This window comes from Brevundimonas phoenicis (assembly GCF_047237745.1).
Lineage (GTDB): Bacteria > Pseudomonadota > Alphaproteobacteria > Caulobacterales > Caulobacteraceae > Brevundimonas.
On the sequence record NZ_JBDFLN010000001.1, the window covers coordinates 1,688,805 to 1,713,306 of the forward strand.

The window sequence follows — 24,502 nt, forward strand, 5'->3', positions numbered from 1 at the left end:
GCGGTCGTCAGGACCGCTGATCGCTAAAGACTATCGGGCCCGAAAGGCTCCGCTTCAAGGCTGGATTTGATGCGGTCGATCATGGAATTCGTCATTCCCGGGCTTGTCCCGGGAATCCATATACACGACGGCTGACGTTCGCGCGCAGCAGGGCGGCCTGATACGTCGGCGTGTCTGGATCCCCGGGACAGGCCCGGGGATGACGGGTGAAGGTGCGGGGAACGGCCGCTGTCAGCCGTTCAGGTCTTCCGGCTCGACGCCCGCCGCGCGGCAGGCGGCGGTGTAGGTGTTGGCCAGCAGGCAGGCGATGGTCATGGGGCCGACGCCGCCCGGAACGGGGGTGATGCGGCCGGCGACCTCGACCGCCTCGTTGAAGTCCACGTCGCCGACGACGCGCGTCTTGCCTTCAGCGGCCTTGACCGGATCGCGCGAGGGGACGCGGTTGATGCCCACGTCGATGACGGTCGCGCCCGGCTTGATCCAGTCGCCCTTGATCATTTCGGGGCGGCCGACGGCGGCCACCAGAATGTCGGCGGTGCGGCACAGGGCGGGCAGGTCGCGGGTGCGCGAGTGAGCCACGGTGACGGTGCAGCTCTCGCCCAGCAGCAGCTGCGCCATCGGCTTGCCGACGATGTTGGAGCGGCCGACGATCACGGCGTTCAGGCCCGACAGCTCGCCCAGTTGATCCTTCAGCAGCATCAGGCTGCCCAGCGGGGTGCAGGGGATCATGCCCGGCAGGCCGACGGCCAGGCGTCCGGCGTTGACCACGTGGAAGCCGTCCACGTCCTTGTCCGGCGAGATGGCGTCCAGCACGGGGGCCGAATCGATGTGCTTGGGTAGCGGCAGTTGCACCAGGATGCCGTGGATGCCCGCATCGGCGTTCAGCGACGCGATCAGGGCCAGCAACTCGGCTTGAGTCGTTTCGGCGGGCAGGCGGTGGGTGTCGGACCGCATCCCGGCCTTCAGCGTCGTCTCGCCCTTGTTGCGGACATAGAGCTGGCTGGCGGGGTCTTCGCCGACGATGACGACGGCCAGGCCGGGCTTGACGCCATGGGCGGATTCCAGCCGTGCGGCGGCCGCTGCGACGCGCTCCACCAGGGTCTGGGAGAAGGCCTTGCCGTCGATCAGCGAGGCGCGGGCGGGTTCGACAGCCATAATTGGCTCCATCTGCCGGGAACTGGAAAGCGTTGCCGCGATTTACAGGCGCTGCGGTTCGGCGTCTATGATGACGCCAGCAAAGAGGTTTTTATGCGTTATTCCCTGCTCGCGGCGGTCAGTGCTGTCGCTCTTCTGTCCACCGGCGCCGCCTGGGCCCAATCGGCGACCGACGCCAGGCTGGGGGATGACATCCGCGGTCGGCTGGAAGACGGCGATGCTCGCACGCGCGGCAGCGACGGCTATCGCTATGACGACTACCGCGTGAACCTGCGCGCCGGTCAGCGGCTTGAAGCCGAGATGACGTCGGACGATTTCGACACCTATCTGGAAGTTTACGCCGAAGGCTCCCTGCGGGAGTCGCTGGCCAGCGACGACGACAGCGCGGGCGACCTGAACGCGCGTCTGCGGTTCACCGCGCCCGAAGCCGGGGTCTACATCGTGCGCGCCCGCACCTTCTCCGGCATCGAGACCGGCGACTATCAGCTGTCGCTGAAGGAGCGCGCCGCGCCGCGGATGCCGCGGCCGGGCCGCATCGCCATCGGCCGCGATGAGACGGGCAGCCTGGGCTCCAGCAGCGCCGAGGATGACGACGGCAAGCGTTACGACGCCTACGCCTTCCGCGCATCGGCGGGCGAACGGGTGAAGATCGACCTGGAGTCCGAGGACTTTGACAGCTTCCTGCGTGTCGGCCGCATCGTGAACGGCGCCTTCTTGCAGATGGCCGAGAACGACGACGGCGGCTCCAGCCTGAACGCGCGCCTCGTGTTCACGGCGCCGCAGGCGGGGGAATATCTGATCCGCGCCACCTCCTATAACGGCTCGGCCGAAGGCGACTACCGCCTGTCGATGGAGCAGGGGCCGCCTGCGCCGACGGCGACGTCGGTGACGGTCGGCGAGGAGACGCGGGGCCGTCTGACCTCGGACAGCGCGACCAGCGATTCCGGCGCTCCGACCGACCTGTATCGTTTCAGCGGCCGCGCTGGGCAGCGTGTGGCGATCACCATGAAGGCGGACGGCTTCGACACCTATCTTGAGTTGTTCGACGCCAACCACAACAGCCTGGCGACGGACGACGACAGCGCCGGCGACCTGAACGCTCGCCTGACCCACACCCTGACCGAGGACGGCGATTACCTGATCGAGGCGCGCGCCTTCTCCAGCGGCGAGGGCCCCTACACGCTGAACATCGAAGAGATCGCACCGCCGCCGCCGCCTTCGGCCATCGCCTTCGGCCAGACAGTCGAGGGCGAACTGACCAACAGCGACGCCACCGATGATGACGGACGCCTGTATGACGCCTTCGTCTTCAGCGGAACCGAAGGGCAGCGCATCCAGGCCGTGATGCGGTCCGGCGATTTCGACGCCTATCTGCAGCTGAGCGAAAACGACGAGGAGTTCAGCGAGATCGCCAGCGACGACGACGGTCTGGGTCAGGGAACGGACGCGCGTCTGATCTTCACCCTGCCGGAAACCGGCGAGTATGTGCTGCGTGCACGGTCATGGTCGCGCGACGCCAAGGGCCTTTATGCGCTGGAGCTTCAGGATCTGGGCGACGAACCTTCGCCGGGCAGCCTGCTCATCGGCTCGACGGTGCGCGGACGGTTGAGCGAGCGGGCCAGCCTCACCGACGACGGCGTCTACTACGACGCCTATCACTTCAAGGCCAAGGCGGACGAGAAGCTGCGCTTCACCCTGATCGCCAGCAGCTTCGACGCTGTGGTCGAGGTCGGCGAGGACAAGGATGGCGACTACTTCAAGCTGGAGGAGGACGACGACAGCCTGTCGGACACCCACGCCCGCCTGAACTGGACGGCTCCGCGCGACGGTTCCTATGTCCTGCGCGCCCGTAGCTTCGGCTCCAACTCGACCGGCGACTATGTCCTGATCACGGAGCGACAGCCCTGAGCGAACCTGACGACGCCGCCGCCTCGGCCCTGATCCTGGGCCGGAAAGACCAGCACCTGGACGTGGTGCTGGCCGGCGGCGGGCGTCACGCCCTGTCGGCGGGGTTCGATGACTGGCGGTTCGTGCACGAGGCGCTGCCGGACCTGGACCATGCGCGGATCGATCTGGGCGTCGACTTCCTGGGACGGCGGCTTAAGGCGCCGTTTCTGATCAGCGCCATGACCGGAGGCCCGGCGCGCGCCGAGGCGATCAACGCCCGCCTGGCCGAAGCGGCTCAGCACCTGGGCATCGCCCTGGCGGTCGGCTCGCAGCGCGCGGCGCTGGAAGGCGGCGCGGCGGGCGGGCTGGACTTCTCGCTGCGGCTGAAGGCCCCGGATACGCCGATCCTGGCCAATATCGGCGCAGCCCAGCTGACACGCGGCTTCGGCCGGGACGAGGCGCGCCGGGCGCTGGACATGATCGGCGCGGACGCCTTGGTCGTTCACCTGAACCCACTTCAAGAGGCCTGCCAGCCTGAGGGAGATCGCGACTGGTGGGGCGTGGGCGCGGCGCTTCAGGCGCTGATCCGCGACCTGGACGCGCCGATCATCGTCAAGGAGACGGGGGCAGGGATCTCCGCCGTGACGGCTCAGCGCCTGGTGGCCATGGGCGCGGCGGGGGTCGATGTCGCGGGGGCGGGCGGCGCTAACTGGGGTCTGATCGAGGGCGAGAGGGCGACCGAGGCGGCGGACAAGGCGCATGCCCTGGCCTTCGCCGACTGGGGCATACCGACTGCGCGCGCCCTGGCCGAAACGCGCAACGCCTTGCCGGACGCCCTGCTGATCGGATCGGGCGGCGTGCGCGACGGGGTGGATGCGGCCAAGGCGATCCGTCTGGGCGCCGACGTCGTCGGCATGGCTTCGGGCGTCATCCAGGCGGCGACCGTCTCGACCGAGGCGGTCATCGAACAGTTCCAGCTCGCCATTCGGCAACTGCGAACTGTCTGTTTTTGCGTAAACGCTTCAAATTTAGCGGCGTTGAAACGAGTTCCATTGCTTCCTGTCAAATAAGCTGGGCATTTTCGCCCCCTGCGTTTTTGCGTCGCACCCAAGGAGATTCCCATGCGCGCCCTGTTGATGACGTCGGTCCTGACGTCCTCCCTGATTCTGGCCGGCGCCGCCGCGGCCCAGAGCTCCATCCGGCCTGGGCAGACCGTGACCGGCAATTTCAGCAGCAAGGACGCCCGTATGGACGACGGGTCGCACTACCGCTGCTATGTGGTGCAGACCCAGGCGGGTCAGGCCTATACGGTGACGATGCAGTCTGAGGACTTTGACACCTTCCTGATGGCGGGCGCCGGCACGGATTGCGACGAGACCTCGGTGACCAACGACGACGGTCCTGACATGGGCACGGACTCGCAACTGCGTTTTGTCTCCAACGGCGGAAACTGGATCATCCGCGCCAACACCCTGAGCGAAGGTCAGACCGGCGCCTTCCGTCTCAGCGTCTCGGAAGGCCAGCGCCTGCGCCCGACCACTCAGATCGTGCCGATCTCGGTCGGTGAAAGCCGCCAGGGCCGACTGGAGTTCAGCGATCGTCAGGCTGACGACGGCTCCTTCTACGACTGCTACGTCCTGAACGTCAGCCGCGGGGGCAATGTCTCGGTTCGCATGGATTCGGCGCAGTTCGACGCCTACCTCTCGCTGCACGAAGGGCCGCAGTGCGACGGCGACAGCCTGGCCTCCGACGACGATAGCGGCGGCGGCACCAGCGCCATGGTCACTCAGGATCTACGCCCCGGCTCCTATTCCTTCCGCGCCAACAGCCTCAGCTCGGCGCAAGAAGGCGACTACACCGTCTCTATCACGACGATGCGCTGACAAGGAAAAGGCCCCGGTTTCGCCGGGGCCTTTTTCAATAGAAGACGCTGTCTGATGCGGAAGGCTGGTCGAGCGCCGACTGACGCGCCTCGCGTTCGGCGGCGTAGTCGGGCTGAGGCGCATCGAACCCGAAGCCGTAGTCGTCTCGCTCTAACAGCGGCGCGGGCGGAGGCGGCGAGGGGCGGACGATGGTCGGCGGCGCGTCCTGTTCGGGCAACGGCGGCAAATCGGGCGTCAGCTCCAGCCAGGCGCTTTCGACATAGGGCTCGTACTCGCCGGGCAGGGCGGCGAGCCGTTCGGGATCGTGCTCGTAGCCGTCCCGCAACTCCCCAACAGCCATGATGGAGCCGACCGGCAGGTCCGGTTCGACGGGCGGCACGACGTCGATGGCGACGGCCGGGCCGGACGCTCGCCCGCCATGCGCCGCCGAAGTCGAATTCCAGGCGGCCCAGCCCGCCGCCCCCAGTCCGGTCAGGACCAGGGCGGCGGAGGCCAGAATGACGGCGCTTTTGTTCATGGTCGGCGGCGTCCTGCGTTCGCTCTAGATACGAAAGCGCTCAACCGCCGTCCGGTTCAAGCCGAAGGCAGTAGATCGCCGGCGAAGGCGCGGTAGCGACCCGCGCGCACGCCTTCCGTCGCACGGGCGATGTCCGGCGCGAAATAGCGGTCTTCCGTATAGGCGCCGCAGGCCTCGCGCACGATGGCATAGGTCTGCTCCAGTTCCGGCGACGAGGTCAGCGGACGGCGGAACTCGATGCCTTGCGCGGCGGCCAGCAGTTCGATGCCCACGACGGTCGCCGTATTGGCGGCCATGTCCAGCAGTCGGCGCGCGCCGTGGGTGGCCATCGACACGTGGTCTTCCTGATTGGCGCTGGTCGGCACGGTGTCGATGACGCAGGGGTGGGCGACCATGCGGTTCTCGGCCACCAGGGCCGCCGCCGTCACCTGGGCGATCATGAAGCCCGAGTTCACACCGCTGTCCTTGACCAGGAAGGCGGGCAGGTCGGTCATCTTGGGGTCGACCAGGATGGAGGTGCGACGCTCGCTGATATTGCCGATCTCGCACAGGACCATGGCGATCTGATCGGCTGCATAGGCAACAGGTTCTGCGTGGAAGTTGCCGCCCGAGATGACGTCGCCGTCTTCGATGAAGACCAGCGGATTGTCGGTCACGGCGTTGGCTTCACGCTCCAGCATGGCGGCGGCGTTGCGCAGAACGTCCAGCGTCGCGCCCATGACCTGCGGCTGGCAGCGCAGGGAGTAGGGATCCTGCACCTTGGCGCAGTCGTGACGATGGCTCTCGCGGATGGCGCTGCCGCTCAGCAGTTCGCGCAGGCGACGGGCCACGTCGATCTGACCGGGCTGGCCGCGCAGGGCGTGGATGCGCGGGTCGAACGGCGCGTCCGAGCCCAGCAGGGCGTCAACCGACAGGCCGCCCGCGGCGATGGCGGCGGCGAAGACGTCCTCGGCCGCGAACAGGCCGGTCAGGGCCAGGGCCGTTGAACACTGGGTGCCGTTCAGCAGGGCCAGGCCTTCCTTGGGGCCCAGGACGACCGGCTTCAGCCCGGCCTTGGCCAGGGCCGACACGGCGTCCAGCGTCTGACCCTGATAGCGGGCTTCGCTGACGCCGATCAGAACGCACGACATATGGGCCAGCGGCGCCAGATCGCCCGAGGCGCCGACCGAACCCTTGGACGGGATCAGCGGCAGGATCTCGGCGTTGACCATGCCGATCAGCGTCTCCAGCGTGTGACGACGCACGCCCGAAGCGCCCTTCGACAGGCTGGCGATCTTCAGCACCATCAGCAGGCGGGTGGTGTCGGCGCTCAGGGGTTCGCCGACGCCGCAGGCATGGCTGAGCACTAGGTTCTTTTGAAGGGTTTCGAGGTCTTCCGCCGCGATGCTGGTGTTGGCCAGCAGGCCGAAGCCGGTGTTGATGCCATAGACCGTGCGGCCTTCGTCCAGGATGGCGGCGACGGTCGCCGCGCCCTTTTCGACATTGGCCCAGGCGGCGTCGGTCAGGCTGACCGTGACCGGGCCGTTCAGGGCGGCGTGGAGCTGGGCGAGGGTGAGCGGCGCGGCGCCGATTTCAATGGTGGTGGTCATAGGCTTACAGGTCCAGCGAGGGCAGGTTTAGGCCGTGTTCGCGCGCGGCGTCCTTGGCGATGTCGTATCCGGCGTCGGCGTGGCGCATGACGCCGGTGGCCGGGTCGTTCCACAGCACGCGCTCCAGACGTTTGGCCGCTTCCTCTGTGCCGTCGGCGACGATGACGACGCCCGAGTGCTGGCTATAACCCATGCCGACCCCGCCGCCATGGTGCAGCGACACCCAGGACGCGCCCGAGGCCGTGTTCAGCAGGGCGTTTAGCAGGGGCCAGTCGGACACGGCGTCCGAGCCGTCCATCATGGCCTCGGTCTCGCGGTTCGGGCTGGCGACGGAGCCGCTGTCCAGATGGTCGCGGCCGATGACGATGGGGGCGCTCAGTTCGCCCGAAGCCACCATCTCGTTGAACATCAGGCCCGCGCGGTGGCGGTCGCCCAGGCCGATCCAACAGATGCGCGCCGGCAGGCCCTGGAAGGCGATGCGTTCGCCCGCCATGTCCAGCCAGCGGTGCAGGCCGGCGTTGTCCGGGAACAGCTTCTTCATCGCCTCATCCGTCTTGCGGATGTCCTCGGGATCGCCCGACAGGGCGGCCCAGCGGAACGGGCCGATGCCGCGGCAGAACAGCGGGCGGATATAGGCGGGCACGAAGCCGGGGAAGTCGAAGGCGTTCTCGACGCCTTCATCAAAGGCGACCTGACGGATGTTGTTGCCGTAGTCGGTGGTGGGGACGCCCATCTTCTGGAAGTCCAGCATGGCCTTGACGTGGGTGGCCATCGACGCGCGGGCGGCGGTCTCGACGGCGACCGGGTCGCTGACGCGCTTTTCTTCCCACTCGGCGACGGTCCAGCCCGAGGGCAGGTAGCCGTTGACCGGGTCGTGGGCGCTGGTCTGATCCGTCACCAGATCGGGGCGGACGCCGCGCTTGACCATTTCAGGCAGAAGATCAGCTGCGTTGCCCAATAGGCCGATCGACAAGGGCTTCTTGTCCTTGAACGACTGTTCCAGTAGGGCCAGAGCCTCGTCCAGAGTCTCGGCCATCACGTCGACGTAGCGGGTGCGCAGGCGGAACTCGATGCGGCTGCGCTGGCACTCGATGGTGATGCACGAGGCCCCGGCCATGGTCGCGGCCAGCGGCTGGGCGCCGCCCATGCCGCCGAGGCCCGCGGTCAGGATCCACTTGCCCGCCCAGTCGCCGCCGTAGTGCTGGCGACCCGCCTCCATGAAGGTCTCATAGGTGCCCTGAACGATGCCCTGGGTGCCGATGTAGATCCACGAGCCGGCGGTCATCTGGCCGTACATGGCCAGGCCCTTCTTATCGAGCTCGTTGAAGTGGTCCCAGGTCGCCCATTTGGGCACCAGGTTGGAGTTGGCGATCAGCACGCGCGGGGCGTCGACATGGGTGCGGAACACGCCGACCGGCTTGCCCGACTGAACCATCAGGGTCTCGTCGGCTTCCAGCTTCTGCAGTTGGTCGACGATGGTGTCGAAGGCCTGCCAGTTGCGGGCCGCCTTGCCGATGCCGCCATAGACGACCAGGTCCTCGGGGCGCTCGGCCACCTCGGGGTCGAGGTTGTTCATCAGCATCCGCATGGCGGCCTCGGCCGCCCAGGTTTTTGCGGTCTTTTCCGGCCCACGCGGGCTGCGAATGATACGGGTATTGGGCGTGGCCATCGAATCCTCCATGCGGCGTCAGCCGCCGTCGTGCGTTGGCTGTACTGTTATGTCTAGACAATATCGCGTGCAAGAGGCATTTTCGTTTCATGGATCAGGAGCCGCTTCATCGTCGCATCGCCGGCGACATCGAGCGCCGCATCGCCTCGGGCGAGTGGCGGCCGGGCTTCCGCATCCCGACCGAGGCGGAACTGACGGCGGAATACGGCTGCGCCCGCATGACGGTGTCGCGCGCCATGTCCGACCTGGCGGCGCGCGGGCTGGTGGTGAGGCGGCGTCGCGCCGGGACGGTGGTGGCCCACCCGCCTCTGCATTCCTCGGCCCTGGTGTCCATTCCTGACATTCAAGGCGAGATCGAGAGCCGGGGACTGGCCTATTCTCATCGCCTGCTGGGCCGAATCGTCCGCCCGGCGAGCGGGGAGGAGGACGGGCTGGGCGAGCGGGTGATCGAACTGCAGACCCTGCACCTGGCCGATGGTCTGCCGTTCGTCTTTGAGCGCCGCCTGATCTCCCTGTCCGCCGCGCCCGAGGCGGAAGCCGCCGACTTCACGACGCAGCCGCCGGGCGGCTGGCTGCTGGCCCACATGCCCTGGACCGAGGCCGAGCATCGCATCTCGGCCGTCGGCGCTGATCGCGAGACGGCGGCGGGCCTGGGTCTGGCCGACGGCGCGCCCTGCCTGCGGCTGGAGCGCCGCACCTGGCGCGACGGACAGGGCGTGACCTGGGCCTCACAGATTTTCCCCGGCGCGGCCTATGATCTGGTCGCGCGCTTCTCTCCGACCAAAGGATGACACCCATGAGCCAACCGTCTGAAGCCCTGGGGTGGCGTTCTGTCGGCGATCTGGTGGGGCGTCACCCCGACGCCCGCGTCGGCCTGATCGGCGCGCCGTTGAACGAGCGGTCGTTGACCCCGGGCCGTTGTGACCTGGGGCCGAAGGTGCTGCGTGGGGTTCTGCCGCGTCTGTCGACCTATGACGTTGAGACGGGGCTGGAGCTTGAGATCAAGGTTCATGACGCCGGCGATGTGGCGCTGAAGGCCGTCTCGCCGTTTGACGCCTTCGAGCCCGTGCGCGACGCCGTGGCGGCGCAGGCTCATCGCGACCTGACCATTCTGGTCGGCGGCAACAACGCCATCACCCGGCCGGGCGTTCATGCTCTGGGGCTGGACTGCGTCGGCGTGCTGACGCTGGACGCCCATTTCGACCTGCGCGACACGGACCAGGGCCTGACCAACGGCAACCCGATCCAGGCGCTGCTGGATGACGGCATGGACGGGCGCCGGATCAGCCAGGTCGGCCTCGCGCCCTTCGCCAACACCCGACGCGCTCATGAGAAGGCTGAGGCGGCCGGGATCAGCGTCCGCACCGCCCGCGAGTGCCGCCAGCGCGGCCTGGCCAATGTGGTGGTCGAGGAGCTGGAGCGCCTGTCGTCCCTGTGCGAGGTCATCTATGTCGACTTCGACATCGACGTGATCGACCGCAGCCAGTGGCCCGCCAGCCCCGGCGCGCGGCCGGGCGGGGTGTCGGTGCACGACTTCTTCGATGCCGCCCGCGCCATCGGCGCCCATGCCAAGGTGCGCGCCGTCGATCTGACCGAATACGATCCGTCGCTGGAAATCGGCGACCTCGGCTCCCTGACGGCGGGGCGCTGGTTCTGTGAAATCCTGGCTGGAGTAACCTCGCGATGATCGACGCCGATCTGCTGATCACCGACTGCCACGTCGCCGCCATGACCGAGGGCGGCGCCCCCTATGGCGCGATCGAGAACGCCGCCATCCTGATCCGGGACGGGCGCATCGCCTGGGTCGGACCGCGCGCGGATCTGCCTGTGCACAAGGCTGTGGAAACCGACCGTCTGGGCGGGCGCTGGGTCACGCCGGGGCTGGTCGACTGCCACACCCATCTGGTCTTCGGCGGCGACCGCTCGGGCGAGTTCGAGCGGCGGCTGGAAGGCGCGACCTATGAAGAGATCGCGCGCGCCGGAGGCGGCATCGTCTCGTCCGTGCGCGCCACGCGCGAGGAGAGCGAGGATCAGCTCTACGCCTCGGCTCTGGCGCGGCTGGAGGGGCTGAAGGCGACCGGCGTCACCACGGTCGAGATCAAGTCCGGTTATGGTCTGGATCACGACAGCGAGCTGAAGATGCTGCGCGTCGCCCGCCGCATCGGACGCGAGGCCGGGGTGCGGGTGCGCACCTCTTATCTGGGCCTGCACGCCGTCCCGCCGGAGCATAAGGTCGACCGCGCCGCCTATGTGGACAAGGCTGTGGACGACATCCTGCCTGCCGCCCACGCCGAGGGTCTGGTCGACGCCGTGGACGCCTATTGCGAGCCCATCGCCTTCTCGGTCGAGGAGGTCAGCCGCCTGTTCGACAAGGCCGAGGAACTGGGCCTGCCGGTCAAGCTGCACGCCGACCAGTTGTCGGACGGCGGCGGGGCGGCGCTGGCCGCGCGCTATCAGGCCCTGTCGGCCGACCATATCGAGCACACGACCGAGACGGGCGTGAAAGCGATGGCCGAGGCCGGCGTGGTGGCGGTGCTGTTGCCGGGCGCCTTTCTGATGCTGCGCGAGACGCAGGCGCCGCCGATTGCCCTGCTGCGCCAGCACGGCGCGCGCATGGCGGTGGCCACGGACTGCAATCCCGGCACCTCGCCGGTCGCCTCCATGACGGCGGCGATCAACCTGGCCTGCGTCCAGTTCCGTTTGACGCCGGAAGAGGCGCTAGCGGGCGCCACGCGAAATGCGGCCCGCGCGCTGCGCCTGCAGGACGAGATCGGCACGCTTGAGACGGGCAAGGCCGCTGACCTGGCTGTCTGGGACATCAGCCGCCCGGCGGAACTGGCCTATTGGTTGGGCAAGCCGCTACTGCATCGCCGCTATCTGGCGGGACGCGTAGCCTAGGACTAGCGTCGTTCCCTCAAGCGGGAGGGAGCGCGTATGGCGCAGGCGGAAACGGACGTCGTCATCCTGGGCGGCGGGCACAACGGATTGGTCTGCGCCTTCTATCTGGCGCGGGCCGGTCTTAAGGTCTCAGTGCTGGAACGACGCGGCGTCGTCGGCGGGGCGGCGGTGACGGAGGAATTCCATCCCGGTTTCCGCAACTCGACCGCCAGCTATACCGTCAGCCTGCTGAACCCGCGCGTCATCGCCGATATGGAGCTGGCCCGTCATGGCTTGCGCGTAGTCGAGCGCCGGGCGGCCAACTTCCTGCCCTTTGACGACGGGCGCTATCTGCTGACCGGCGAGGGACGGACCCAGGCCGAGGTGGCCAAGTTCTCTACGCGCGACGCCGAGCGCCTGCCGGACTATGAGGCGCGGCTGGAAACGGTCGCCGCCATCCTGCGCGACCTGATCCTGACCACGCCGCCGAACGTGGTCGAGGGCGGCTGGCTGGCTGCACTGCCGGAGTTGCTGAAGGCGGCGTCGTTGGGGCGGCGGGTTTCAGGGCTGGGGCTGGCGGCGCAGCGCGACCTGCTGGACCTGTTCGCCAAGTCGGCAGGCGACTGGCTGGACGGCTGGTTCGAGAGCGACCCGATCAAGGCCCTGTTCGGTTTCGACAGCGTCGTCGGCAACTACGCCAGCCCCTATACGCCCGGTTCGGCCTATGTCCTGCTGCACCACGTCTTCGGCGAGGTGAACGGCAAGAAGGGCGCCTGGGGCCATGCCATCGGCGGCATGGGCGCCATCACCCAGGCCATGGCCGCCGCCTGCGCCGAGCAGGGCGTCGACATCCGGCTGGATGCGCCGGTCGCCGAGGTTCTGACGGAAAAGGGCAGGGCGGTCGGCGCCGTAACCGAGGCGGGCGACGCAGTCCGCGCCCGGGCCGTGGTCTCCAACCTCCACCCGCGTCTGCTGTTCGACCGCCTGGTCGATCCGGCCGTGGTTCCGGCGGACTTCACCGAGCGGATGAGCCGTTACGCCTCCGGCTCGGGCACCTTCCGCATGAACGTCGCCCTGTCTGAACTACCGCGCTTCACCGCTTTGCCGGGGGCGGGCGATCACCTGACGGCGGGCATCATCATCGCGCCGACGCTGGCCTATATGGACCGCGCCCACGCCGAGGCGCGGCTGAACGGCTGGTCGTCAAAGCCGATCGTCGAGATGTTGATCCCCTCAACCTTGGACGACAGCCTGGCCCCGGCGGGGCGGCACGTCGCCAGCCTGTTCTGCCAGCACGTTTCACCGGATCTGGCGGACGAGCATCGCGACACGGTGGCTGACCTGATGATCGAGACGGTCGAGGCCCATGCGCCGGGCTTCAAGGCCTCCGTGGTCGGACGGCTGGCGCTGGGACCGCGCGATCTGGAGCGGCGCTTCGGCCTGATCGGCGGCGACATCTTCCACGGGCGGCTGACGCTGGATCAGTTGTTCAGCGCCCGGCCGGTGCTGGGCCACGCCGATCATCGGATGCCTGTGCCTGGACTCTATCTGTGCGGATCGGGCGCTCATCCGGGCGGCGGGGTGACGGGAGCGCCAGGACACAATGCGGCGCGGGCCGTGTTGAAGGATTTCGGCAGGCGCTGAGGCTTGTCGCGTGTAGGTTGTGTAGCAATGTAAGATTGTGTTTGTGCAAAAATTCAACCTAATATTGTTCTCTCAGGGGTGGGAGAACAATCTATGGATGTCGAAGCGTTCATCACGCGCTGGCGCAGCGCGACGATCAGCGAGCGTTCGCACTATCAGACCTTCATCAGCCAACTGTGCGCCCTGATAGGCGTGACGGCGCCGGATCAGGAGACGGTGGGAGATCGCGGCTACTGTTTCGAGCGGCGGGTGGAGTTTCGCTTTCACGACGGCGGCGCGCACCGGGGATTCATCGACTGCTATCGGCGCGGCGCCTTCGTGCTGGAGGCCAAGCAGTCGCAGAAGCGCGCGCCGGGCGGCGAGTTGGACCCTCAGCGGCATCTGGCCCTGTTCAACGGGCGCGGACGCAAACCGCCGAAGGGCGATGCGGGCGCAATCGAGCGGCTGATGCTGGACGCCAAGCGGCAGGCCGAGACCTACGCCAAGGCGCTGGACGAATGGCCGCCCTTCATCGTCGTCGTGGATGTTGGGCGCTCTATCCACCTGTGGGCCGACTTCGATCGGCAGGGGAAGGGCTATGTGCCGTTTCCTGACCTGGCGCGCTGTCGCATCACTATGGACGACCTGCGTGATCCGGCGGTGCGGGAGCGTCTGCGCCGGGTGTGGGACGAGCCGATGAGTCTGGATCCGGCGAGCCATGTGGCGGCCGTGACCAGCGACATCGCCGAGCGGCTGGCCTGGCTGGTGCGTTCCATCCGCAAGCGGGCGCCGACCGATTCCAGCGGTTGCGTCGATGTCGTGACGCGGGCGGCGTGGGACAAGCGCACTTCGCTGTTCGTCATGCAGTGCATCTTCGCCATGTTCGCCGACAGCGTGGGACTGATCGACGACCGGGGATTTCTACGTCTGCTGGAAAGCTATCGCGGGATGGCGGATCGCTTTCACGTCAGCGCGGCGGATTTCTTTCGCCGCATGAACAGCGGCGGGCATTGCTCGGCGGTTCGCCAGGATCTGCGGCGTTTCAACGGCGGCCTGTTCAAGGAAGAGGCGGCCGTGCCGGTGACGGAGGCGGAGCTGGAGGCTCTGATCGCCGCCGCCCAGCGCGACTGGGCTTCGGTCGAGCCGGCGATCTTCGGCGCCTTGCTGGAACAGGCGCTGGACCCGATGGAACGCGGTGAACTCGGCGCCCACTATACGCCCAAGGCCTATGTGCGGCGGCTGGTCGAGGCGACGATCATGGAGCCGCTACGCGCCGAGTGGGAGGCGGTCGCGGGGCTGGCGGTCGGCCATTACGCCAGCGGCGACGTGGTGCGGGCGCGCCGCGCCATGCGCGAATTCCACCATGCGCTGTGCACGACGCGGGTGCTGGACCCCGCCTGCGGCACCGGCAACTTCCTCTATGTGGCCATGGACATGATGAAAGATCTCGAGAGCGAGGTTCTGACCGCCCTGACCGACCTGGGGGACGCCCAAACGGCGCTCGGCCTGGAGGGGCATACCGTCAGTCCCGAGCAGTTCTGGGGGCTGGAGAAGAACGTCCACGCCGCCTGGATCGCCGAGATGGTGATGTGGATCGGCTATCTGCAATGGCATTTCAGGAACGCCGGCGACGCCAAGCCGACCGAGCCGATCCTGCGCAACTTCAACCGTATCCGGCATACGGACGCGCTGCTGACCTGGAAGGACGAAGAACTGGTGCGGGACGCGCGGGGACGGCCGCTGACCCATGCGCGGACGTTGAGTCGAAGCGGCGGTCTTTCGGCGGTTGTGGCGCACGAGGAGAGAGAGGTTACGCGATATATTGATCCGCGCCCGACAGCCTGGCCGACGGCGCACTTCATAATCGGCAATCCGCCCTTCATCGGTGGCAAGGACGTGCGCGGCGAACTGGGCGACGGCTATGTCGACGCCTTGTGGCGGGTGCGGCAGGGGCGGTTCCGCTCGGCGGATCTGGTCACGGCCTGGTGGGACCGCGCGGCCGAGATCCTGACGGCTAGGGGCAGTGTCCTGAGGCGGTTCGGCTTCATCACCACCAACTCGATCACCCAGACCTTTTCCCGGCGCGTGTTGGAACATCATCTGAACGGCGCGCCGCCCATGCGCCTGACCTTCGCCATCCCTGACCACCCATGGATCAAGGGCGCCGACCGCGCCGACGTCCGCATCGCCATGACCGTGGCGGAGCGCGGCGAGCCGAATGGGCAGGGCCGCCTGTTGACGGTGGTCGAAGAGAGAAGGAGCGACGGCGAAACGCCGGACATCGTCCTTCGCGAACAGCGCGGCGACATCGGGCCGGATCTGACCATCGGGGCGTCGGTCAGCGAGGCGCAGCCGCTGAAGGCCAATGCGCTGTTGTGCTCGCCGGGCGTGAAGCTGCACGGCGGTGGGTTCATGGTATCGCCGGACCGGGCGAAGCAGTTGCTGGAGGCGTCCAGCGATGAGGCGGAAAATCCGATCCGCGCCTATCGCAACGGGCGCGATCTGGCCTCACGATCGCGCGGCGTGAAGGTGATCGATCTGTTCGGCTGGACCGAGGAAGAGGCGCGCCGCAGTCACCCCGCCGTCTTCCAGCATCTGTTGGAGGCGGTGAAGCCCGAGCGTGACCGCAACAATCGCGCCGCCTACCGCGACAACTGGTGGGTGTTCGGCGAGCCGCGCAGCGAGTTCCGCCCGGCGCTGGAGGGGCTGTCCCGCTACATCGCCACGGTGGAGACGGCCAAGCATCGGTGGTTCCGTTTTCTGGATGCGGACATCCTGCCGGACAATACCCTGATCGCCGTCGCCTCGGACGATCCGCGCATCCTGGGCGTGCTGTCGTCGCATATGCATGGGGTTTGGGCCCTGGCGCGCGGCGGGCGGCTGGAGGATCGGCCCGTCTATAACAAGAAGGCCTGCTTCGACGCCTTTCCCTTTCCGGATCTGAACAGCGCCGCAGGCGAGGAGATCGGCGTCCTGGCTGAAGAGATTGATGAACGTCGCCGTCAGGTTCTGGCCCAGCACGAGGATCTGACGATGACCGGGCTCTACAACGTCCGGCGTCGCCTTCAGGAGGGGGGCGAACTGACCGGGGTCGAGCGCGATCTCTACGATCGCGGTCAGGTCGGCTTGCTGCACCATCTGCATCAGCGCTTGGATCAGCAGGTGGCGACGGCCTACGGCTGGCGCGAGGGCATTACGGATCAGGCGACGCTCGGCGCCTTGCTGGAACTGAACCGCACGCGACGGGTGCAGGAGGAGAGGGGCGAGATCCAGTTCCTGCGGCCGAGCTATCAGGCGGGACGGATCAAGTCGTCTGCACGCGCCGTGCAGATCGAGGCGCCGCTCGACAGGGCCAGCACACGAGCGCCGTTGCCCGATGCGCCTGCGGTTCTGGCGGGCGTGTTGCTGGAAGAGCTGCGTCGCGAAGGGCGGCCGCTGCAACCGCTGGAGCTGGCGCGTCGCTTCGATGGGCGGATCGGTCGCCGCAAGACGGACCGGATCGAGCAGACCCTGGCGATCCTGGCGGTGGCCGGATCGGTGCAGCACACGGATGAAGGCTGGTTCTCGCCGCGACGGCACTGATTTGGCCTAGCCGTGGGACGCGGCGATCATTAAGTCATTCAAGGGCGGTTCCGGCGGGACCGCCCTTTGCTTTACCGAAGAATTCCAGCCCCGATCGACGGCGCACCGCGTTGGTCGCCGGGGAAACGAGATGACCATGCTTGAGAAGACGTTCGAACCCAAGGCCGCCGAGCCGCGCATCTACGCCCAGTGGGAGGACAGCGGCCTGTTCGCTCCGCGCGCGGCCCAGCCGACTGACGGCGCCGCAGACGCCTATTCGATCGTCATTCCGCCGCCGAACGTAACGGGCAGCCTGCACATCGGCCACGCCCTGAACAACACGCTTCAGGACATCCTGGCCCGCTATCACCGCATGAAGGGCAAGGCCGTTCTGTGGCTGCCGGGCACCGACCACGCGGGCATCGCCACCCAGATGGTCGTCGAGCGCAAGCTGGCCGCCGAGGGCAATATCGGTCGCCGCGACCTGGGCCGCGACGCCTTCATCGAAAAGGTGTGGGAGTGGAAGGCCGAATCCGGCGGGACCATCGTGCGCCAGCTGCGCCGTCTGGGTTCGTCCTGCGACTGGTCGCGCGAGCGCTTCACCCTGGACGAGGGGCTGAACGCCGCCGTTCGCAAGGTCTTCGTGCAACTGCACAAGGACGGCCTGATCTATCGCGACAAGCGGCTGGTGAACTGGGATCCGCACTTCCAGACCGCCATCAGCGACCTTGAGGTCGAGCAGAAGGAGGTCGACGGCGCCTATTGGCACTTCGCCTATCGTCTGTCGGACGGCGTGACCTATCAGCACCCGGTCGCCTTCGACGAAGACGGCAAGGCGGCCGAGTTCGAGACGCGCGACTTCATCGTCGTCGCCACGACCCGGCCCGAAACCATGCTGGGCGACACCGGCGTGGCCGTTCACCCGGAAGACGAGCGTTATAAGGGTCTGGTCGGCAAGTTCGTGACCCTGCCGATCACCGGCCGCCGCGTGCCGATCGTCGCCGACGACTACGCCGATCCGACCAAGGGTTCGGGCGCGGTGAAGATTACACCTGCTCATGATTTCAATGACTTCGGCGTCGGAAAGCGTGCAGGACTTGAAGCTCTGAACGTCATGGACGCCTTCGGCCGCATCACCGCCGCCGACACGCCCGACGTGCCTGCGGAATACGAGGGCATGGATCGCTTCGCCGCGCGCAAGGCCATCGTCGCCCGCGCCGAGGAAGAGGGCTGGCTGCGCGAGATCGAGAAGACCAAGCACGTCGTCCCGCATGGCGACCGCTCGGGCGTCGTCATCGAGCCGTGGCTGACGGACCAGTGGTACGTGGATGCCAAGGTCATGGCCCAGCCAGCCCTGAAGGCGGTCGAGGACGGCGCCACCGTCTTCGAGCCGAAGTCCTATGAGAAGATCTACTTCGAATGGCTGCGCAACATCGAGCCGTGGTGCATTTCGCGTCAGCTGTGGTGGGGCCACCGCATCCCCGCCTGGTACGGCCCGAACGGCGAGATCTACGTCGCCGAGACGGAAGAGGACGCCCGCGAACAGGCGATGTCGGACTATGATTCCGAGGTCGCGCTGACTCAGGACGAGGACGTTCTGGATACCTGGTTCAGCTCGGCCCTGTGGCCTTTCTCGACCATGGGCTGGCCGGAGAAGACCGAAGACCTGCAGCGCTTCTATCCGACCAGCGATCTGGTCACGGCGGCGGACATCATCTTCTTCTGGGTCGCCCGGATGATGATGATGGGTCTTCACTTCATGGACGGCGAAGTTCCGTTCAAGCGCGTCATCATCAATGGTCTGGTCCGCGACGAGAAGGGCCAGAAGATGTCGAAGTCCAAGGGCAACGTCATCGACCCCCTGGGCATCATCGACGAGCTGGGCGCCGACCCCTTGCGCTTCACCATGGCGATCCTGTCGGGCACGCGCGACATCAAGTTGTCGAAGCAGCGCATTGAAGGTTATCGCAATTTCGGCACCAAGCTGTGGAACGCCGCGCGCTTCAGCCAGATGAACGAGGCGCGCCGCGTCGAGGGCTTTGATCCCGCGACGGTGCAGCAGACGATCAACCGCTGGATCCGGGGCGAACTGACCAAGGCCGAGCGTCAGGTGTCGGACGCCATCGAAGGCGGCCGTTTCGACGATGCGGCGGGCGCCCTGTACCGCTTCATCTGGAACGTCTTCTGCGACTGGTATCTGGAACTGGCCAAGCCGGTGTTCAACGGTTCGGACGAAGCCGCCAAGGCCGAGACCCGCGCCATGACCGCCTGGACCATCGACCAGACGTTGAAGCTGCTGCACCCGGTCATGCCCTACATCACCGAGGAGCTGTGGGCGGAACTGGGCAAGGAGGGTCCGGCTCGCAATGGCTTGCTGATGGGCGAGACCTGGCCGGTGCTGCCGGACGCCTTTGTCGATGCGGACGCCGAGGCCGAGATCGGCTGGCTGGTCGACCTGATCGGTGAAATCCGCGCCCTGCGGGCCGAGATGAACGTGCCGCCGTCGGCCAAGCCGCCGCTGGCCTTCGTCGCGCCGGACGCGGCCACGGCCGAGCGTATTGCGCGCCATCGCGACCTGATCCTGACCCTGGGCCGCGTGTCCGAGGTCGCCGTGGCCGAGGCCGCGCCCGCCGGGGCCGTGACCTTCGTCTCGGGCGGGGCGACGGTCGCCCTGTCGCTGGCCGGGATCATCGACCTGGCCGCCGAGCGCGCGCGTCTGGAGAAGGAGATCGCCGCCTTCGACAGCGACATCGGCCATGTGAACAAGAAGCTGGGCAACCCCAACTTCGTCGCCCGCGCCGCCGCTGAGGTGGTCGATGAACAGCGCGCCAAGCTGGCCGAGGCCGAAGAGGGCAAGGCCAAGCTGCAGGCTGCTCTCACCCGTCTGGACGCCATGGTTTGAGCCGGCTCCGGCTGGATCAACTCCTGGTCGCGCGTGGCCTGGCGGAAAGCCGGGCCAAGGCCAAGGCGGCGATCGAGGCGGGCGGCGTCACCGTGGACGGCGCGCCCGCCAGGGCGGCGTCTCAGGCCGTCAATGAAGACGCTGTCGTCACCTATGTCGACGCCTTCCGCTGGGTGGGGCGCGGCGCTTTGAAGCTGGAACGGGCGCTGGACCTGTGGCCGGTCGCGGTTGACAGCCGCGTCGTGCTGGATGTCGGCGCCTCTACGGGCGGATTCACCGAGGTCTGCCTGGATCGCGGCGCGGCGCGGGTGTTCGCCGTGGACGTGGGCACGGGGCAACTGCATCCGAAGGTCGCCGCCGATGCGCGCGTGCTGAACCTGGAGAAGACCGACGCTCGCGATCTGACGCCTGACGTCATCACCGAGGCGCCGTCCCTGATCGTGTGCGACGTCAGCTTCATAAGCCTGTCGAAGGTGCTGCCGACGGCGCTCGATTTGGCGGCGCCGGGGGCAGACCTAATCACTTTGGTCAAGCCTCAGTTCGAGGCGGATGGACCCAAGGCGGTCGGCAAGAAGGGCGTGGTCAAGGATCCGGAGGCGCACGCCGCCGCTGTGGCCAAGGTCCGCGACTGGCTGGACGAGAGCGGCTGGGCCGTGCGCGAGGTCGCCGACAGCCCGATCACTGGCGGCGACGGCAACGTCGAGTTTCTGCTCTGGGCGCAGAAAGCCTGACCCCAGACGATTTGAGGGCCGCCGGATATCCGGCGGCCCTCTTCACATCGTCGATTGACAGGGGGGCTGAAACTTAATCGACGACGCGATAGCGGCCCGATTGGTCGCGGCAGGAGCGGACATAGCGCGTCTCCATGCGACCGTCGGGAAGACGGATATTGCTCTCGGCCAGGCGGCATTCATCGCCATAGCCCTGATAGTTGTTGGTCTGGGGGCTGAAGCCCGGATCGATGGTTTGCGGATAATCGCGGTAGTAGTCGTAGCCGTCGCGACGATCGTCGTAGCGGCGGCCGTCGTCATAGCCGCGGTTGTCATAGCCATAGGCCGGCGGGACGTAGGTTCCCTGATAGCCATAGTTGGCGTCGCGGCGATAACGGCTGTCGCATGCGGCCGAGCTGTTGCCTACGCCTGCGCCGATCGCGGCGCCCAGAACGCCGCCCAGGGCGCTGCCCTCGGTGCGGCGGCCGCGCGCGGCCAGTTGCGAGCCGGCGACGGCGCCGATGGCGGCGCCCAGCAGACCGCCGGTCGTGGCGCGCTGGCGCTGATCCCGCGCGCAGGGATCGTAGTAGGTTCCCTGGCTGTAGCCGTTGTTGCCGTAGCCATAAGCTGGCGGATAGTCGTAGCCGTAGCTTTGGGCCGAGGCGACGCCGGGCAGGGCTACGGCCGAGGCGCAGGCCAGGGCGGCGATGGCGGCGGCCGAGGCTTTTTTCGAGATGAGAGCGATCATCGTTTGTTCCTTCGACGGATGCTGCACCTGAACGGATCAGGTCGCCGTCTGTTGCAGCCATTGATAGGGCCGTGAAGCTGAACGGCTTTTGATCGCCTCGTTCATCTTCGTTCATGTTTCGATTTTCGCGCGGAAGCCGTTAGAAGCCGCTGCATGACGCAGACGCTGACCATCGCCCGCATGGGCCATCAGGGCGACGGGATCGCCGACACCGCCAACGGCCCGGTCTTCGTGCCGGGCGCCCTGCCGGGCGAGGTGATCGCCGCTGAGGTCAAGGACGGCCGGGCCGAGCGGTTCGATCTGATCGAGGCCAGCCCCGACCGTCGCCCAATTCACTCGCAGATCTATGCCGAGTGCGGGGTCGCGCCACTGCAGCATTGGGCAGACGAACCCTATCTGGCCTGGAAGCGCGAGGTGGTGCTCCAGACCCTGGCGCGCGAGAGGCTGGAAACCGAGGTCGAGGCGACCGTGGCGACGCCGCTGGCCAGTCGTCGCCGCCTGGCGCTGCACGCGCGGCAGGGCGCGGACGGCCGCGTCATCCTGGGTTTCAAGGCGCGCAAGTCGTGGCGGGTGGTTGAACTGACGGACTGTCCGTTGTCGGACCCGCACCTGACGGCGGCTCTGCCCGCCCTGGCCAAGGTGGCGGCTCCCTTCCTGGGGCATCCGAAATCGGCGCCGACCCTGCACGTCACCCTGACCGACACCGGTCTGGACGTCGATGTGACGGGGGTGGAGAAGCGTTCGGGCGGCCTGAATGGAGACCAGTTGGCGCTGGCCATTGCGGCGGCGGCCGAGGCTGATCTGGCGCGGCTCAGCCTGGATGGCGACACGCTGGTCATGGCGCGCCAGCCGCGCGTGCGCTTCGGGCGCGCGTCCGTGCCCTTGCCGGCGGGCGGTTTCCTGCAGGCCTCTCCGGCTGCGGAAGCGGCCATGGTCGAACGCGCGATCGAGGTGGTGAGGGGGGCCAAGAAGGTGGCGGACCTGTTCTGCGGGGCGGGCACGTTCACCTTCCCACTGGCCGAGATCGCCAGCGTGACGGCCGCCGATTCCGCCGCCGCCTCTATCGCCGCCCTGAAAGCGGGCCTCAGCACGGCTCAGGGCCTGAAGGGGATCGAGGCCCAGGCGCGCGATCTGTTCCGCCGCCCGTTGTCGCCCTATGACCTGAAGGGCTGCGAGGCCATCGTGCTCGACCCGCCGCGCGCGGGCGCTCTAGAACAGACGCAGCAACTACCGGGGACGAAGGCGTCGGTCGTCGTCGGGGTGTCTTGCAACCCCCAGACCTTCGCCCGCGACGCGCGCGTTCTGGTCGACGCCGGTTTCCTACTGGAGAAGGTCACGCCCATCGACCAGTTCATCTGGTCGACGCACATCGAACTGGTCGGCGTGTTCCGGCGCTAGGCGAGACTAGGGACGGGCGAGGGCTTCGGTCATTCGGGGCGTGAAGTCGGGCTGGCTGTGCACGTCGTTGTGGCCGGCTTCGGCGAAGAGCAGATGATCGACCGATCGCCCGTTCTCCGTCAGGGCCTGGGCCAGACGGCGGCTCAGGATCGGCGGCAGAACCGTATCGCGTCCAGCCTCCAGGACGATGACCCGGCCTTGATAGTCGGCGAGCGTCGAGGGGATATCGATTTCAGCCAACGGCGGGGCCAGGCGAACGCGAACCAGCAGCCGTTTCCATCCCAGGGACTCTTCAATGACAGCGTCGGCCGAGGGGGTGGTCGTTTCCAGCACCAGGATGTCAGCCTTGGCGGTTGTCGCGGCCTGGGCGCAGACCGTTCCTCCAAGAGAATGTCCCCATAGGATGAGCGTGCGCTGCTCCTTGTCGGCCGTTACACGGGCATGCGCGGCAATGGCCTCGGCGGCCGCCTTCATGGAGGCGATGTCGGACGCGCCGGTCGAGGCGCCGTAGCCGGGGTAATCGAACAGCAGGACATCGCCGAAAGCCGAGAGCTGTTCGCCCACCAGTCCGCCATAGGCTGATTGTCGGAACATGTTGCCGCCGCAGAACAGGATCAGCGCCGCCTGATCGCCCTTTGCGGAAGACAGTCGGGTCGTGGCCAACTGGCCGCCGACATAGGGCAGGGTCAGGGTCTGCGCCGATGGCGGCATGGCCGGACCGGGGGTGAGCTCGATCTTCTCGGCTGCGATACGCGCATCGGGGTAGAGGAAGGCGTTCTCCGGCACGTTGACGGAACAACCAGCGACGCTGATGGCTGCGCCTGCGGCTATGATCACCCGGATTCCGCGCATGGAGATGGTCTCACCTTGCCTGCTGAAAGGGCATCCTAGGCGGCGTCAGGCGGGAATGTCGAATAGATCGAGCTGCGGCCGGGCGTCGGCGGGAACGCGGAACTGGGTGAGGTCCAGCGCCTGACGCGGCGCGTCCAGACCATAGCGCCTGGCCGCCGCCCTGAAGCGCGTGGCGATCAGCTCCGCGACGGGGCCGGTTCCCTTCATGCGTTGGGACCAGTCGGGGTCGTAATCCTTGCCGCCGCGCGTCTGGCGGATCAGGGACATGACGCGCGCAGCGCGGTCGGGACGGGCGTCGGCCAGCCATTCGCGGAACAAGTCCTTGATCTCCAGCGGCAGGCGCAGGGTCACATACATGGCCGAGGTCGCGCCGGCCTTCTGCGCCGCCTCCAGCACGGCTTCCAGTTCGTGATCGTTCAGGCCGGGAATGACAGGGGCGAAGCCGACGCCGACCGGGCATCCCGCGTCAGCCAGGCGGCTGATCGCCTCCAGCCGCTTGGCAGGGGTAGAGGCGCGCGGCTCCATCGCCCGCGCCAGCTTGCGGTCCAGGGTGGTGATGGAGACGAAGGCCGAGGCCAGACCCCGTCCCCCCATGTCGCCCAGGATGTCGGCGTCGCGCGCGATCAGCACCGACTTGGTGATGATGCTGAACGGGTGGTTGAAGCGTTGCATCACCTCCAGGATCGAACGGGTCGAATGCGTTTCGCGCTCGACCGGCTGATAGGGATCGGTGTTGCCGCCTATGTGGATGCGCCGGCAGACGTATCGGGGCTTTGAGAGCTCCTGTTCCAGCAGACGCGCGGCGTCTGGCTTGAAGAAGATCCGGCTCTCGAAATCCAGGCCCGGGGATAGGCCCATCCAGGCATGGGACGGACGGGCGTAGCAGTAGATGCAGCCATGTTCGCAGCCCTTGTAGGGGTTGATGGAGCGATCGAAGCCGACGTCGGGACTCGTGTTCTTGGCGATGATGGTGCGGGCGTGTTCCGGGGACAGGGTGGTGCGAAGCGGGGCCGCCGCCTCGTCCTGATCCGTCCAGCCGTCGTCGTAGGCCTCGCGTCGATCGGCTTCATACCGACCCGAGGCGTTGGAGCGTGCGCCGCGTCCGTTGATCGCCTTACTCATGTTCGCAGG

At 67.4% G+C, this 24,502-nt stretch carries 18 protein-coding genes; 11 read left to right on the plus strand and 7 right to left on the minus strand.

Annotated elements, in window-relative coordinates; genetic code table 11:
• Positions 1-231 precede the first annotated feature (231 nt).
• Positions 232-1,155, minus strand: a complete 924-nt coding sequence (folD, locus tag ABC419_RS08365; RefSeq protein WP_200167500.1) for a bifunctional methylenetetrahydrofolate dehydrogenase/methenyltetrahydrofolate cyclohydrolase FolD — start codon at positions 1,153-1,155, stop codon at positions 232-234.
• A 93-nt stretch (positions 1,156-1,248) separates the two neighbouring features.
• Here folD and ABC419_RS08370 point away from each other — a divergent pair, with 93 nt between their 5' ends.
• The 3 genes from ABC419_RS08370 to ABC419_RS08380 are packed head-to-tail and all read left to right on the plus strand — an operon-like array spanning position 1,249 to position 4,925.
• Positions 1,249-3,063, plus strand: a complete 1,815-nt coding sequence (locus tag ABC419_RS08370) for a PPC domain-containing protein (protein WP_412877749.1) — start codon at positions 1,249-1,251, stop codon at positions 3,061-3,063.
• Positions 3,064-3,098: 35 nt separating this feature from the next.
• The gene (fni, locus tag ABC419_RS08375; protein ID WP_412878282.1) at positions 3,099-4,112 is read left to right on the plus strand and encodes a type 2 isopentenyl-diphosphate Delta-isomerase; all 1,014 of its coding nucleotides are present in this window, start codon (positions 3,099-3,101) and stop codon (positions 4,110-4,112) included.
• Positions 4,113-4,163: 51 nt separating this feature from the next.
• Positions 4,164-4,925, plus strand: a complete 762-nt coding sequence (locus ABC419_RS08380; RefSeq protein WP_412877748.1) for a peptidase — start codon at positions 4,164-4,166, stop codon at positions 4,923-4,925.
• A 34-nt stretch (positions 4,926-4,959) separates the two neighbouring features.
• Here the strand turns inward: ABC419_RS08380 and ABC419_RS08385 are convergent, their stop codons facing one another.
• Genes ABC419_RS08385 through hutU form a run of 3 tightly spaced genes read right to left on the minus strand, consistent with a single transcriptional unit; the run spans position 4,960 to position 8,700 of the window.
• Entirely contained in the window at positions 4,960-5,442 is a 483-nt protein-coding gene (locus tag ABC419_RS08385; protein WP_368922411.1) for a hypothetical protein, read from the minus strand.
• A 56-nt stretch (positions 5,443-5,498) separates the two neighbouring features.
• Positions 5,499-7,031, minus strand: coding sequence for a histidine ammonia-lyase (gene hutH / locus ABC419_RS08390; protein ID WP_412877747.1), 1,533 nt, complete (start codon positions 7,029-7,031; stop codon positions 5,499-5,501).
• 4 nt (positions 7,032-7,035) lie between these two features.
• Positions 7,036-8,700: a urocanate hydratase gene (gene hutU / locus ABC419_RS08395; RefSeq protein ID WP_412877746.1), complete on the minus strand. Its 1,665-nt coding sequence runs from the start codon at positions 8,698-8,700 to the stop codon at positions 7,036-7,038.
• Between the two features lie 89 nt (positions 8,701-8,789).
• On the opposite strand from hutU, the gene hutC reads away from it, so the two are divergent.
• The 7 genes from hutC to ABC419_RS08430 all read left to right on the plus strand — a co-directional run bounded on the left by hutC (position 8,790) and on the right by ABC419_RS08430 (position 20,394).
• Positions 8,790-9,491 (plus strand): histidine utilization transcriptional repressor HutC, encoded by a 702-nt coding sequence (gene hutC, locus ABC419_RS08400; protein WP_164918018.1) that lies wholly within the window; start codon positions 8,790-8,792, stop codon positions 9,489-9,491.
• Between the two features lie 5 nt (positions 9,492-9,496).
• Complete coding sequence (locus ABC419_RS08405; protein WP_412877745.1) at positions 9,497-10,387, plus strand: agmatinase family protein; 891 nt, start codon at positions 9,497-9,499, stop codon at positions 10,385-10,387.
• Positions 10,387-11,598, plus strand: a complete 1,212-nt coding sequence (gene hutI / locus ABC419_RS08410; protein ID WP_412878021.1) for an imidazolonepropionase — start codon at positions 10,387-10,389, stop codon at positions 11,596-11,598. Before ABC419_RS08405 ends, hutI begins: the two co-directional genes overlap by 1 nt.
• A gap of 36 nt (positions 11,599-11,634) precedes the next feature.
• Complete coding sequence (locus ABC419_RS08415; protein WP_412877744.1) at positions 11,635-13,221, plus strand: phytoene desaturase family protein; 1,587 nt, start codon at positions 11,635-11,637, stop codon at positions 13,219-13,221.
• Between the two features lie 93 nt (positions 13,222-13,314).
• Complete coding sequence (locus tag ABC419_RS08420; RefSeq protein ID WP_412877743.1) at positions 13,315-16,782, plus strand: class I SAM-dependent DNA methyltransferase; 3,468 nt, start codon at positions 13,315-13,317, stop codon at positions 16,780-16,782.
• Between the two features lie 136 nt (positions 16,783-16,918).
• Positions 16,919-19,663 (plus strand): valine--tRNA ligase, encoded by a 2,745-nt coding sequence (locus ABC419_RS08425; RefSeq protein WP_412877742.1) that lies wholly within the window; start codon positions 16,919-16,921, stop codon positions 19,661-19,663.
• The gene (locus tag ABC419_RS08430; protein WP_412877741.1) at positions 19,660-20,394 is read left to right on the plus strand and encodes a TlyA family RNA methyltransferase; all 735 of its coding nucleotides are present in this window, start codon (positions 19,660-19,662) and stop codon (positions 20,392-20,394) included. The genes ABC419_RS08425 and ABC419_RS08430 overlap by 4 nt, the downstream gene beginning before the upstream one ends.
• Positions 20,395-20,467: 73 nt before the next feature.
• On the opposite strand, the gene ABC419_RS08435 is transcribed toward ABC419_RS08430, so the two are convergent.
• Positions 20,468-21,121, minus strand: a complete 654-nt coding sequence (locus tag ABC419_RS08435) for a YMGG-like glycine zipper-containing protein (protein ID WP_412877740.1) — start codon at positions 21,119-21,121, stop codon at positions 20,468-20,470.
• 153 nt (positions 21,122-21,274) lie between these two features.
• On the opposite strand from ABC419_RS08435, the gene ABC419_RS08440 reads away from it, so the two are divergent.
• Positions 21,275-22,519, plus strand: a complete 1,245-nt coding sequence (locus ABC419_RS08440) for a class I SAM-dependent RNA methyltransferase (RefSeq protein ID WP_412877739.1) — start codon at positions 21,275-21,277, stop codon at positions 22,517-22,519.
• A gap of 6 nt (positions 22,520-22,525) precedes the next feature.
• Here the strand turns inward: ABC419_RS08440 and ABC419_RS08445 are convergent, their stop codons facing one another.
• Both ABC419_RS08445 and ABC419_RS08450 read right to left on the minus strand, forming a co-directional pair.
• Positions 22,526-23,356: an alpha/beta hydrolase gene (locus ABC419_RS08445; RefSeq protein WP_412877738.1), complete on the minus strand. Its 831-nt coding sequence runs from the start codon at positions 23,354-23,356 to the stop codon at positions 22,526-22,528.
• Positions 23,357-23,416: 60 nt separating this feature from the next.
• Positions 23,417-24,493, minus strand: a complete 1,077-nt coding sequence (locus tag ABC419_RS08450; protein WP_412877737.1) for a PA0069 family radical SAM protein — start codon at positions 24,491-24,493, stop codon at positions 23,417-23,419.
• Positions 24,494-24,502: the final 9 nt, after the last annotated feature.

Coding starts and splice junctions, on each gene's coding strand:
- folD (WP_200167500.1), bottom strand. CDS start 1,155: ATGGCTGTCGAACCCGCCCGCGCCTCGCTGATCGACGGCAAGGCCTTC.
- ABC419_RS08370 (WP_412877749.1), top strand. CDS start 1,249: ATGCGTTATTCCCTGCTCGCGGCGGTCAGTGCTGTCGCTCTTCTGTCC.
- ABC419_RS08380 (WP_412877748.1), top strand. CDS start 4,164: ATGCGCGCCCTGTTGATGACGTCGGTCCTGACGTCCTCCCTGATTCTG.
- ABC419_RS08385 (WP_368922411.1), bottom strand. CDS start 5,442: ATGAACAAAAGCGCCGTCATTCTGGCCTCCGCCGCCCTGGTCCTGACC.
- hutH (WP_412877747.1), bottom strand. CDS start 7,031: ATGACCACCACCATTGAAATCGGCGCCGCGCCGCTCACCCTCGCCCAG.
- hutU (WP_412877746.1), bottom strand. CDS start 8,700: ATGGCCACGCCCAATACCCGTATCATTCGCAGCCCGCGTGGGCCGGAA.
- hutC (WP_164918018.1), top strand. CDS start 8,790: ATGGATCAGGAGCCGCTTCATCGTCGCATCGCCGGCGACATCGAGCGC.
- ABC419_RS08405 (WP_412877745.1), top strand. CDS start 9,497: ATGAGCCAACCGTCTGAAGCCCTGGGGTGGCGTTCTGTCGGCGATCTG.
- ABC419_RS08415 (WP_412877744.1), top strand. CDS start 11,635: ATGGCGCAGGCGGAAACGGACGTCGTCATCCTGGGCGGCGGGCACAAC.
- ABC419_RS08420 (WP_412877743.1), top strand. CDS start 13,315: ATGGATGTCGAAGCGTTCATCACGCGCTGGCGCAGCGCGACGATCAGC.
- ABC419_RS08425 (WP_412877742.1), top strand. CDS start 16,919: ATGCTTGAGAAGACGTTCGAACCCAAGGCCGCCGAGCCGCGCATCTAC.
- ABC419_RS08435 (WP_412877740.1), bottom strand. CDS start 21,121: ATGATCGCTCTCATCTCGAAAAAAGCCTCGGCCGCCGCCATCGCCGCC.
- ABC419_RS08440 (WP_412877739.1), top strand. CDS start 21,275: ATGACGCAGACGCTGACCATCGCCCGCATGGGCCATCAGGGCGACGGG.
- ABC419_RS08450 (WP_412877737.1), bottom strand. CDS start 24,493: ATGAGTAAGGCGATCAACGGACGCGGCGCACGCTCCAACGCCTCGGGT.